Annotated in this window: 13 protein-coding genes and 2 pseudogenes; 12 read left to right on the forward strand and 3 right to left on the reverse strand. The window is 58.6% G+C overall.

All coding sequences use genetic code 11. From position 1 onward, the window contains the following. The first annotated feature begins 40 nt into the window (after positions 1 to 40). The 7 genes from P0D89_RS23525 (at position 41) to P0D89_RS23555 (ending at position 5765) form a co-directional block, all read left to right on the forward strand. Positions 41 to 703: an NERD domain-containing protein gene (locus tag P0D89_RS23525; RefSeq protein WP_408377323.1), complete on the forward strand. Its 663-nt coding sequence runs from the start codon at positions 41 to 43 to the stop codon at positions 701 to 703. A gap of 318 nt (positions 704 to 1021) precedes the next feature. Then, positions 1022 to 1696: a hypothetical protein gene (locus tag P0D89_RS23530; RefSeq protein WP_408377325.1), complete on the forward strand. Its 675-nt coding sequence runs from the start codon at positions 1022 to 1024 to the stop codon at positions 1694 to 1696. Positions 1697 to 2597: 901 nt separating this feature from the next. Continuing rightward, positions 2598 to 2924, forward strand: a complete 327-nt coding sequence (locus P0D89_RS23535; protein WP_408377327.1) for a hypothetical protein — start codon at positions 2598 to 2600, stop codon at positions 2922 to 2924. Positions 2925 to 2944: 20 nt separating this feature from the next. Next, positions 2945 to 3700: an integrase domain-containing protein gene (locus P0D89_RS23540; protein ID WP_408377329.1), complete on the forward strand. Its 756-nt coding sequence runs from the start codon at positions 2945 to 2947 to the stop codon at positions 3698 to 3700. Positions 3701 to 3709: 9 nt separating this feature from the next. After that, on the forward strand, positions 3710 to 4078 hold the full coding sequence (locus P0D89_RS23545) for a hypothetical protein (RefSeq protein ID WP_408377331.1): 369 nt from the start codon (positions 3710 to 3712) through the stop codon (positions 4076 to 4078). Positions 4079 to 4241: 163 nt separating this feature from the next. Next, on the forward strand, positions 4242 to 4994 hold the full coding sequence (locus tag P0D89_RS23550) for a hypothetical protein (protein ID WP_408377333.1): 753 nt from the start codon (positions 4242 to 4244) through the stop codon (positions 4992 to 4994). A 153-nt stretch (positions 4995 to 5147) separates the two neighbouring features. Continuing rightward, complete coding sequence (locus tag P0D89_RS23555; protein WP_408377335.1) at positions 5148 to 5765, forward strand: nuclease-related domain-containing protein; 618 nt, start codon at positions 5148 to 5150, stop codon at positions 5763 to 5765. A 166-nt stretch (positions 5766 to 5931) separates the two neighbouring features. Here the strand turns inward: P0D89_RS23555 and P0D89_RS23560 are convergent, their stop codons facing one another. Then, a complete protein-coding gene (locus tag P0D89_RS23560; RefSeq protein WP_408377337.1) occupies positions 5932 to 7041 on the reverse strand; it encodes an MraY family glycosyltransferase in 1110 nt (369 codons plus the stop codon). Positions 7042 to 7321: 280 nt separating this feature from the next. Between P0D89_RS23560 and P0D89_RS23565 the strand changes: the two genes are divergently transcribed. Beyond that, positions 7322 to 8881, forward strand: coding sequence for a methyl-accepting chemotaxis protein (locus tag P0D89_RS23565; RefSeq protein WP_408377339.1), 1560 nt, complete (start codon positions 7322 to 7324; stop codon positions 8879 to 8881). Between the two features lie 107 nt (positions 8882 to 8988). On the opposite strand, the pseudogene P0D89_RS23570 reads toward P0D89_RS23565, so the two are convergent. Further along, positions 8989 to 9684 (reverse strand): annotated as a pseudogene (locus P0D89_RS23570) (ABC transporter ATP-binding protein); the annotation flags it as partial. Here P0D89_RS23570 and P0D89_RS23575 point away from each other — a divergent pair. From P0D89_RS23575 to P0D89_RS23585, 4 genes are all read left to right on the forward strand, one after another. Continuing rightward, positions 9569 to 9865, forward strand: a complete 297-nt coding sequence (locus P0D89_RS23575; RefSeq protein ID WP_408377346.1) for a hypothetical protein — start codon at positions 9569 to 9571, stop codon at positions 9863 to 9865. The pseudogene P0D89_RS23570 and the gene P0D89_RS23575 sit on opposite strands and share 116 nt — an antisense overlap. Then, on the forward strand, positions 9840 to 9935 hold the full coding sequence (locus tag P0D89_RS54670) for a hypothetical protein (protein WP_459252674.1): 96 nt from the start codon (positions 9840 to 9842) through the stop codon (positions 9933 to 9935). The genes P0D89_RS23575 and P0D89_RS54670 overlap by 26 nt, the downstream gene beginning before the upstream one ends. Before the next feature lie 116 nt (positions 9936 to 10051). Beyond that, on the forward strand, positions 10052 to 10366 hold the full coding sequence (locus P0D89_RS23580) for a type II toxin-antitoxin system Phd/YefM family antitoxin (RefSeq protein WP_408377341.1): 315 nt from the start codon (positions 10052 to 10054) through the stop codon (positions 10364 to 10366). Continuing rightward, on the forward strand, positions 10363 to 10734 hold the full coding sequence (locus P0D89_RS23585; protein ID WP_408377343.1) for a type II toxin-antitoxin system RelE/ParE family toxin: 372 nt from the start codon (positions 10363 to 10365) through the stop codon (positions 10732 to 10734). Before P0D89_RS23580 ends, P0D89_RS23585 begins: the two co-directional genes overlap by 4 nt. A gap of 25 nt (positions 10735 to 10759) precedes the next feature. On the opposite strand, the pseudogene P0D89_RS23590 reads toward P0D89_RS23585, so the two are convergent. Next, a pseudogene (locus tag P0D89_RS23590) lies at positions 10760 to 11167 on the reverse strand (IS4 family transposase); the annotation flags it as partial. Positions 11168 to 11348 lie beyond the last annotated feature (181 nt).

Genomic DNA, 11348 nt, shown 5'->3' on the forward strand with positions numbered 1-11348 from the left:
CTCAAGGTATCGAAAACTGCAGCTAACGAAAGGAGAACAGATGGAAAAGGTTAAGGTGCTGCTTTCTTCAGCGGGCGAGGAGGCATTCAATATTGCTGCGCGCCCCGAGGGTCTAACCATGGATTCTAGGCGGCTGGATTGTGATCGCGCCGGATGGATGGCGCAGCGACGTCGGCTATGTTCTCCATTAGCAAAACATGTTGCATCGGTGCTAAAGGCGATGACCGACAGTGCGTTCGTTGTACGCCGTGGAGTTGTGTTGGAACACGCGCCGGGCACACGCAGTCCCGTAACATGGATAGATTGTCTTGCTGTCTCCGCGTTCGGAACGTTTGCCATCGACCGATACGACTGGATGGGCATGGTAAAGAGCTCAATGAATGCTGACGAGCTTCTTTTGCATGAAAAGCTTGGCGTTGTTTCCGTGCAGACATCTCCATTACGAAGGGCAAAGCCCGCGCTGCGACACCTGCGCTTGACACTAGGCGCATACAATTGCCCCGTTGAAAGCATTGCCGTATTTTCTGCCTCGCACTGTGTGCTTGATCCCGCGTTGCCGGAAACCATCCTGCAAGAGGCTGAGCTGTACCATTTCATGCGAACTCGGTTAAAGGGCTATCGCGAAAACCATTCCCAATATCTTGATTCCGACAGAATCTCCGCGCATTTGCAATCGCGTTGTGCGGATTGGGGAAAAAGCTGAAGTTGCCAATTGTTGCTTAGCAGATGACGGGGGACGAGGGGGCTGGAAGTCCCAGTCGATGCGGCACGGACGTTTCGGGCACTCATGTGAAACCAGCAAAATCCGTGTGGCCGCTAGACTCCGGGCCGGGTGAGACGGCTGATGACGGTTCGGCCGCCGTAACACGAGCACGCGGTGAGCGACACCTGCTATTTCGTTGGACGAGGAAAGACCCCCTCTTTTCCTTAGCTTTCTGCGTGGAACGTGGTGCGTAGGGGCGCTATAGTCACCTTACACACCGCGTTTTCAACGCATCGACCGGAACGAATCGTACGATTCATGGAAGGCCTTTTCTCTCGCCATCAGCGACTGATGCTGATCTGGACTCAGAAACCGGCTTGGGATCGTCGAGATTGTCACTTCTTTTTTCACCACCGGAAGGTGGCAGCCTCTTCTGGAAAAACGCTCTTTTCGGATCATTCATCGTCATCGGGCAATGGGCTTTACGAAGAAATCCATCAATCATTTAATAGTGGAGTAGCCATGAAATTAATAGGTGTTGTAGTGTCGTATGAAGATGGGACTGTACTTGCTGATCGTGCTTTACTGAGCCCCGAATCAGCGCAGGTGACGTTGCCGCCACGTTTAACCTCGCTAATAGAGATCCTTGATCAATTCGACCGAAGAAAATCATTCATTGCTGAATGTGGTAGCGTTCGATTCGCGGTAAAGCACGATTCTGGACGCGGGTATTTCATCGATTTCAATGCCGCTGTTCGTCGCGAGACGCTTTTTAACGTCAAGCGCCTCTTTTCTCAGTCCGCTGATCAGCGAAAACTTAACGGGCGATTTGCACATATGCTTAGCGCCTTTGCTTTAATTGGAGCCTGTCTTGAAGTTGCAACCACTCCCGCTCTGAGCGGGAAGTCCCTTGTTGAACCTGTCGCACTTTGCATTTTGTCGATAGCACTTCTCGTTGTTGGGCATCGCTGCTTTGCTATTCAAAGCTTATGAACTTGTGCGCCGCAGTCGGTCGATACCGCAGCGGCGCAGCCGTGCAGATGGAAGGCAGCGGTGTCAGACCAATCAATGGTCGCGATGCCGCGCCTTCATCAGAGGTATTGCGGCGATCCTGCCGCATACTGAGTCTTCGTTGCGATGCGCCAGAGTCTTGTGCGCCATCTTAGGATGGCCGCCAATTATCCGTTGCGGCGAGCCGACGTCGTCTCGCATGGGAGAAATGCCATTGGGCAAAGCGCACGGTATACCCGCGAGAGCGAAGTATCGTCTGGGCCAGTTGGCGACTTGGCCGATACTCATTACCTGTCCGTGCAAAATTCTGTCACGCGGTTTTGAAATCCGACGTGACAGCGACCGGTTGCGTGACAATTTCGCATAATTAATTACCGGCGGCTTTCCCAACGCCCGCACGCTGCCAGCGCCTTCACGACGGCGAACAAACCTGGTCTTTTCTCAGGCATCTCAGCGGGGGCATCCGTCAAATGAACCTCGCGTTCATTCATCTTCAGATGTTGATGAATCATGCGAGCGCCCACCCGTACGACGTCATTTCCAAGACAGTGCAGCAGAGGTGTCTCGATGCTTTTGCCAGACGCCTGGCACCTCGCGTCAACTTAATTTGGCGTCGTGTCTCTTTGTGGGCATTCAGCCCCTTTCCAAGACTTTTCCACTCAAGGGCCTATCCGGTAACGGATCCCACAGCTCAACGCATCATCCGGCCCTTCCCATTATCTCGAAACCCTTGCAAACGCGTGTGGGTAACCCCGGCCCAGCCCGTTTTTCAGACATCCAACGGTGTCCAGATGTGTCACGAGCCATTCGTGACCGGAGGCGTGTTCGCGTATCCCGCGCGCGAACATGGGTTGAGACGCGGGCCGCACTCTGGAGTTAGCCGATGAGCATGATGTCAAAAGCCATACACGAATCAGCAGTAAGCAGCAAAAAGGCGGGCGGTAGCTTTGCAACACAACAGAACAGGCGGTTTGATACGACAGGTCTTTTGCGGTTCGCCAGACAGGTCGGCGAGTTACATTCATCGATCAGCGAGATTCCAGCATGGGTAGTTCATGCGTACGCCCAATACTGCGCAGCGCAGCGCAGGGCAAAGCGGCAGGCACGCTGGCAAATATATTCGCGGCTATTCGAGTCACCTCGCGCTATGCCGGTCGGAACATTGATGACGTCTGCAGCAATAAGGAACTTCAACTGGTTCGGCGAGTAAGGAAAGGAGCAAAGCGGGCCATGAGCCCGACGGAAATTGACGAGTTGCTCGTGCGAGCGAAGAGGATAGACCATGGGCTAACCCACATGATTTCGCTCGCGCTTCATCTGGGCCTGCGACGCAAAGAGGCGTTGATGTGTTCGCCTGATCTAGCGATGTGGCTTGAGGCACTCGAGCGCGGCGATTCCACGCTTTCGCTGATGCGCGGTTCGAAAAACGCAAGACCCCGACACGTACGAGTCATCGAAGGCGAGCGAGCGCAGACAATTGAATCGATACGCTCTGCACTCGCTTACTGTCGCGAACATAATTTGGAATTGATCACCGGCAATGGCAAAACTCTCAAATCGGCAATGAATCGTCTGAAGGCACTGCTGCGGCGTGCCGGGCTCACCGGTCCTACAAGCTTCCATTCTCTTCGCTATACCTATGCGCTCAGGAGTGCGCTGGAGTTGCTGGACGCCGGAGTACCCCCGTATGATGTTCTAGTCCAACTAAGCGAATCGCTCGGCCACGGTCCAACACGCGCCCAGATGATCCTTGGACATTACTGCCAGCCTATCAGGGACAAATTTGAAGGTCATATATCGCTGCACAACGTCGAAGATGATCACCGCCACCCACCGGCCGAATTGCCGCGTGCAGCAGCCCGTCAAGTGGCAAAGCGTCGACATAGCGCGCTAAGTGGCTATCCGATTGGCCGCGCTGGCCCCGCAGACGATGAGGTAGCACTGCACGGCCGCACTTCAGTCGAGAAGCGTCTTCTTAAATCCTAAGGCATTTCTATGTCAGATTCTCTATTCATTCATCAAGTGAGAAATTGCGCCGATAAAATCGGACTCAACGACACGATGCGCATTATCACGATTACCGTTTGGCTTGAAATTGAACACTTTACTTCTCAATATTCGGACACTCCGAATCAGTTTGAAGACCTGAGCGTAGCTTCGGTTGCGCGCTTCATCGAAACTCGTTCAGAGGGGAATCTGGATGTGGAATCGCTACTGTTGGAGATCACCTGCGTCAGGTTGATTTTGCTCGAGTCAGGTTTCTCGCACAACGAGTTGACGCAGCTTAGCGTTCGCGTGATACGGGAACGGCTTGTCAATGACAAAAGCGGTAAATACCGGTTTGCTAAAAGACTTTATGTCTGATTTCAGTAGGTGACGAGGCCTCGGGCCGAGGTCGCGTTGAGCTCCTCGGCGGCGCAAGTGATGGTGAAGATGCAAGATCCAGGCTGTTGGTCGCACGACTGCGAGTGTGTCCGCTTCGTCTGCCATGAGTGAGTGATGTGCAGCAAGCCAGACCGCTAAGTCCATGTCGTGTTTCCGCTGGTTTCGCAACCCGCCTTTTCCCTTCGTCGATGGCGCGCGCAGTCGTGATAAACCCCTGAAAAAGCCGGCGCGTTGCGCCGCATTGATCTTTGACCGGTTAAAAAGGGAAACAGGTATGCATGTTGTCTATGATTATCGATACGTTATTGCCTGCAGCAGTCTGCCGGGCGAATTCAAGCGCGAATTTCGTAAGCTTGCCAGGGGCAAAGTCAACCAGAAGTATGATCGGAGAACTGGCGCCAATTACCCAGTTTCGCCCGAAACACAATGTTATCGCGTGGCGGAACTCCTGGATGGCTTTGAGGCATTGCGCGCTGGTGGCTTCGCTCTGCAAACGCCGTGGAACTTCCAGGGCAAGCATTTAAGCTACCTCATTGCTTGGTGGAGGGCGCAGGAACCAACCTGGTACGATCAGACCAAACTTGTACATTGGCGCCAGTTTCTACTTTGGATCAGAAAGCGCACACTCCTTGCGCTGCTCAATTCGACTGTGCGAGCAGAGGCGTCGTGCGGCCACAAAACACCCGCTCCGGTCGCCGTTGTGCCCGCTCGCGGCGGCGCGACTATCCCCGTGCTCGCATGTGACACGGTTCTGTCGGCGTTGACGGAGCATCGCGGCAATCTGCGAAAGGCGGCGCGTGCGCTTGGTACGACGACGCGTGCCGTGTCTCAGGCCTTCACCGAAGATTCTCCATCGGAAAAACAGCTTCCTTCTGGCATTCGGATTCTCACGTGATCCTTGACTTTGCACAGGACTGCGTACGCTGGCTTTACCGATATCAACACAGGAGAAACCAGTATGCTATTACAACTAATCGCGCTCGGCGCCTTGTTGCTGTGGGCGTATCTGAGCTGCAACAGTAAGTGCTTTTTGAATGACGAAGCCCCCATGGCAGAGACGTTTCCGCCTACGGCGCCCGGCGAGGAAGGAGAGAGGCGGATCTCAGGCGATCTGCACAGGCATCTCGCACGCTTATGCGGCGATGACTGGTTGGTGTTCGATAATCTCATTCTTATTCACGCGCCGGGGAGTGCCTTTCCGACCGCCGAGATAGATCATCTAGTGATCACGCCGTTCGGAATATTCGTTATCGAAACAAAGCATTGGGCTGGCGCGGTCACACGTGATGAAAGCGCCGATATGCTGATGCTCGCGGCGATTGACGGACAGCGGCTCGCGCGCACATCGCCGATGAAGCAGAATGCGGCAAAGGTGCGGTTCCTCAGAGGGTTGCTACCGCCGCGGCTGTGGATCGTCGAAGGTCTCGGCGTCTTCTCGCACGAAGCAGGAACGGTGGATCCAACACTTCCCGCGGCATTGCTTGAGCGTGGCGAACTTTACAGGCATCTGAGGATATGCCAGCAGCGATTTGCACACACAGGAACCGGGCGCTTGCCTGTGCGCACGGTCGCCGACGCAATTCTGCGGCATGCAGACATGCGACCACAGGCCCTCGTCGAACACCGGCAACGCATTCAGGAAGGCCGCACGCGTGGTCAAGGGTGATACGAATTCTCTGTCCTGATCTGGGTTCGGGGCCGCTTCAAAGTGCTGTTGCTGCCAGCTAATCAGGCTGGCGACTCTGGAGTCACGCCCCGATCACGGCGAAGGTGAGCCTTCGGAAGACAGCAAACGGCGGGTATTTATGGTGGAGCGGTTTCTGTCGGGCGTGCTACCTGCGATCACCGCCTCGCTTTCTCACCACCATCCACCTCGGCGACTTGAAGCGCACGATGCTCACGTACAGCCACACATAAGTCGCCGCGAACACCACCACGAAGCAGAACAGGTGCAGCGTATGCCGCCAGAACAGCGTTGCCGGCACGACTGCGATCAGGCACAGCAGCCACAGATACGGCGAAGTCAGCGAATTGCGCCGCGTCAATTCGCGCGCGGTGCGTGCGCCGACCGCCCAGCGCATCAACCGCTTGTACACCAGCATATGCAGATGCACGCCGTCGGGAATGCCCGGCGACATGCCGCGGATGAACTTCTTCCGGTAGATCGAGAAGCAGGTCTCGAAGATCGGATACATGAACAGCAGCACCGGATACCACGCGGATACATCGCGATTGCGCATCACCAGCATGATCGACAGTTCGGCGAGCATGAAGCCGATGAAGTACGCGCCGCCGTCGCCGAGAAAGATCAGACCCGCCGGAAAATTCCAGATGAAGAAGCCGAGCACCGCGCCCATCATCATGAACGACGCGGACAGCACGATCGGATCATGCACCTGGAACGCCACGTACGCGAGCGACGCGAACATCATGAACGCGACCATCGACGCGAGCCCGTTGAAGCCGTCGATGATGTTGATCGCGTTGGCGAGCGCCGCGACGGCCAGCACCGTGACCGCGAACGAGATCGCCGCATAGGAGAGCAGAAAGTCGAACGGCGGCACGCTGATGCGCGTGACCGCGATATCGAGCAGGAAAAAGGCGAGCGCGGCGGCCGCCATCGTGCAGATGAGGCGCACGAGCGGCGACACGCGCTTGGTCAGATCCTCGACCAGACCCGAGCCGAACGCCGGCATGCCGCACGCGATCAGCCCGAGAATGCCGCCCGACACGGCGGGATACGCACGATGCAACTGCACGGCCGACACGATCAGCCCAACCAGAATCCCGGTCCCGCCGATGCGCGGCACCGGACGCACATGGAATTTCTGCACGCCGGCCAGATCGGTGTCGGTGGAGAATTTTTCATGCAGATGCGCATAGCGCACGATCAACAGCGTGATCAGCAGTGAAACGAGAAAGCCGAGCGCAAAACTAAGCATGAACGTGGGCCTGAGCGAAGAAGCCGAATTATACAAACGAAACGCGCGGCTCCCGGAAAGCGGCAGGGATCGCGACATTGCGGCGCAATCATCGGTGAATCCCAGATAGTGAGGTTGGAGGCGCCCGCAAACGCGCGCCAGTCATGGATTTCACCTATGCGGCGCAGCGCTCGCGGGGTCGTTAATCTGGATGCGGCGAAGTGTCAGTCGCGCGCAACAACGCAGCGCGTGCGCTGCCCACCTGTTCGCCGCGGACAGGCAAAGACGTTCCGGAGACCCAATGCTAAATAACATCACAATTCGTGGCGGCCTGACGCTGGTCATCAGCGTATTCGTTGCTTTCCTTCTGACGGTGATCGCTGTCGGGTACGGCGCGCTCAAACTCGCCAACGGCAGCCTCGATGACACGCAGCGCAGCGCGGTGGCGCTGTCGCATCTGAAGGCGAGTTCCGAGAAGCTGCTGCAGGTGCAACTGGCGTTGGGCACCTATCAGACGCTCTTCAGCGTCGGCAAGCAGACCGACGATCTGCTGCCGGCCGCGCACAAGGTGCTGCTCGAATCGAACAAGGATTTCCGCAACTATATGGCCGGCCCGTTCGCGAGCGACGGCGAGCGCAGGCTCGCGCAGAGCGTCGAGCAGGCACGCGCCGCGCTGGTCGACAAGGCGATCGAGCCGGAATTCAAGGCGCTCACCGACTTCGACTTCAACACCTTCCGCAACATCCAGGGCGACACCGCGAACAGCTTCTACGCGACCTATTCGAAGGCGATCGACGCGCTCGAAAACGCGCAGGTCGACAACCAGCACCAGCAAGCCGCCACCGGCGCGCAGCGCTTCCAGCTGGCGACGCTGCTGTTCGTCGCGGTCGGCGTGATCGCGCTCGTGATCGCCGTGGCGGCGCGCATCGCGTTGTCGGCGGCGCTGATCAAGCCGGTCTACGCAACCGTCAAGCACTTCGAGCGCATCGCCGCCGGCGATCTGACGGTCGCCATCAAGGTCAAGTCGCGCAACGAAATGGGCCAGTTGCTGGGCGCGCTGACGAAGATGCGCGACGGCCTCGTCGAGACGGTCGCGAAGGTGCGCGGCAGCACGACCGCGATCACGCGGGGCGCGAACGAAATCGCGTCGGGCAACGCGGATCTGTCCGCGCGCACCGAGCAGCAGGCGGCCGCGCTGCAACAGACCGCCGCGAGCATGGAGCAGTTGTCGGCGACGGTGAAGCAGAACGCGGACAACGCGAAGCAGGCGAACCGGCTCGCGCACGGCGCGCTCGACACGGTCACGCGCGGCGGCACGGTGGTGTCGCGCGTCACCGAAACGATGGACGGGATCAGCGAGTCGTCGCGCAAGGTGACGGAGATCATTGGCATGATCGAGGGGATCGCGTTTCAGACTAACATTCTCGCGTTGAATGCGGCGGTGGAAGCGGCGCGCGCCGGCGAGCAGGGCCGCGGCTTCGCGGTGGTGGCTTCGGAGGTGCGCAGTCTCGCGCAGCGCTCGGGCGCGGCGGCGAAGGAGATCAAGGAGCTGATCGGCGAATCGGCGGCCAAGGTCGAGGAGGGCGCGTCGCTCGTGTCCGACGCGCAGAAGACGATTCACGAAGCGATGAGCGCGGTCGAACGCGTCACGGGCGTGATGAACGAGATCGAGGCTTCCGCGCTCGAGCAGAGCGACGGCATCGAGCAGGTCAACAAGGCGGTCTCGCAGATCGACGAGGTCACGCAGCACAACGCGGCGCTCGTCGAGCAGGCCGCGGCCGCGGCGAAATCGCTGGAAGAGCATGCGGTGGCGTTGCGCGACGCGGTGGCGGTGTTTCAGCTCGACGCGATGGTGGCGTAGGCGGGGCTGTTGCTAGCGCGGCTCAGGTGCGGGGGCGCCGGAGCCGCGTGATAGACGCGTGGACATCGGCCTCGGTCCGGCAATGGCCGCTGCCGTCCATTGCCTTCATGACTCGTACCCAGATAAGCGGCCTTCACCGAGGGATCATTGCGCAATTGCACCGCCGGCCCATGCGCGGCGATCCGGCCATTCTCCAGCACGTAGTTGTCGTCGGCCACATTGAGGGCGGCCGCCGCGAACTGCTCGACCAGCAGCATCGTCACGCCCTGGCGCTTCAGATTCTCGATGCGAAACACCTCTTCGACGAGAATCGGCGCAAGCCCCATCGACGGTTCGTCGAGCAGCACGAGCTCCGGATTCAGCATGATCGCGCGCGCCATCGCCAGCATCTGCTGCTGGCCGCCGGAGAGCGTGCCGGCCAGTTGATGGCGCCGTTCCTTCAGACGTGGAAACAGTTCGATCGCGCGCTCCAGATCGGCGTTCACATCGCCGCGCGGCCGCGCCCACGTGAGGCGCGCAATGGCGCCGAGAATCAGGTTGTCGGGCACGCTCATCGTCGCGAACACGCGCCGTCCTTCCGGCGAATGCGCGAGTCCGAGCCGCGCGATGCGATGGGAGTCGAGTGCGTCGATCCGCGCCGCGCTGGCGCCCACGCCCATCGTGATCTCGCCGGCGCTTGGGCGGATCATGCCGGAGATCGCGCGCATCGTGGTGGTTTTGCCCGCGCCGTTTGAGCCGATCAGCGTGACGACCGACGCCTTGGAAACATCGATTGAATTGCCGTGCATCACCATGCGCGACATGGGCGACCGCTTCATCAATGCCTGGAAGCGCGCGGAGGCGGGTGATGTCGTTGAGGAGCGGCACGTGACGCTCTCCACATGGGAAGAGCCGACCGCGGCGCTCACGCCCAAACGTCTGGAAAAGCATCAAGGCGCTCGATCGGGACTACAAGCGGGTGCACGAAGACGTCACAACGCTTGAAGCGGCCGGGATGATTGTCCGGGAGGGCAACCGGCTGAGCGCGTTTGGGACGCAGTACGGACCGAAATAACCTGTGATTGTGCGCCGCACGATATCAATCCCAAGCAGCGTTTCCCAAATAACGCGTTGACTGACCGTCCGAATGTTTGTAGATTTATGTTAACGTATTTTGTAAAGGATCTGCATATGTCATTCCGAGCCCGTGATGTGGTACCAATTAGCGAGGCCCGCTCACGGTTGACGGAGCTGGCGGAGGATGTGGTCGCAGGTGCGGAGAAGGTGTTGACGAAGAACGGCGCCGCTTTTGTCGCCATTGTCGATGCCAGGAAGCTGGACTACTACCACGACCTCGAAAAGAGAGAGCGGGGTCGACTGCTGATGTTGGCCGATGCCGAGAGGGGCATCAAGGACGCGCTCGAAGGCCGGGTTAAGTCCGAGGAGGAATTCCGCAGATCAATGCAGGAACGTGCTGAACGACGACGTGCCGAATCTCAAAAATGATAATTGTCGACTTTAGTGATAGTTTCGGTGAAGCTTTGGAAGCGCTCGAAGAGTTCATGCTGATGCAAGACGGGGACTCCGCCTTAAGAAGAGTGGAGAACTTACAACAGGAGATCGGCCGATTCATTGACCTTGTCAAGAACCATCCAAGAATTGGCCGATTCGCTGATCTACTCGCTGTAAGCGACACCCAAGCGCGACTTTGGCTTGAGCAGGTCTTGAGATTGGCTACCGCCGCTGGACTGACCGAATTTCGGGAATACGTCCTTCCTTCGCATGTGGTCCTGTATGCGCACTCCGATTCACGTGTGTTGGTTCTGTCCATTCGCCACCAGCGAGAGCTGGGGTATGCGCCGGAATCAGAATAGGACATCAGAGTGACAGCTTGTGCGGCAGGTTCGATGCAGTTTCCGCCACCCGCTCGTAACCTTCGATCCAGCGCAGACTTTCCTTCACGCCGCTGCGCGCGCCTTGCGTGCCCTTGGGCTCACGCGCCCACATCCACGCGTCGAGTACGCCCAGCGGCACGCGCCCGGGCGTCACCGCGTAAGTCGGAGGCAGATACATGCCGCGCTGCGCCTCGTAAGAGAGCGGCCCAAGGCCGGCCGTCTGCCGGCTGTTGAAATTCAGTTCCGTCGTGTCCTGCAGACACAGGACGATCGGGTCTTGCGCGATACGCTGTTCGGTCTGCCGCCAATGCGGCTCCAGAATCGCCCCCCACTCGACCTCATCGTTGTCGACGACGTGATACGCGGCTATCGTCTCACCCCAGCCCTGACAGGCCTGGGGCCCTGCTGCAGGGGCGCGCGGTTTGCGGACTATGCGGCCGGCACTTCCGGCTCCGGTACGCCACCCGACGCGGACGACAGGAGGCGTGGTATTTCTGCGATCGCGCACAAGGCACTCGTGGGGAATCCTAAGGCTGTTAACTTCCGTTTGATCGTGTTATTGCTTGCCGAATGTGAGGACCTTGCCTGCTATT

The organism is Paraburkholderia sp. RL18-085-BIA-A (assembly GCF_046027075.1).
Lineage (GTDB): Bacteria > Pseudomonadota > Gammaproteobacteria > Burkholderiales > Burkholderiaceae > Paraburkholderia.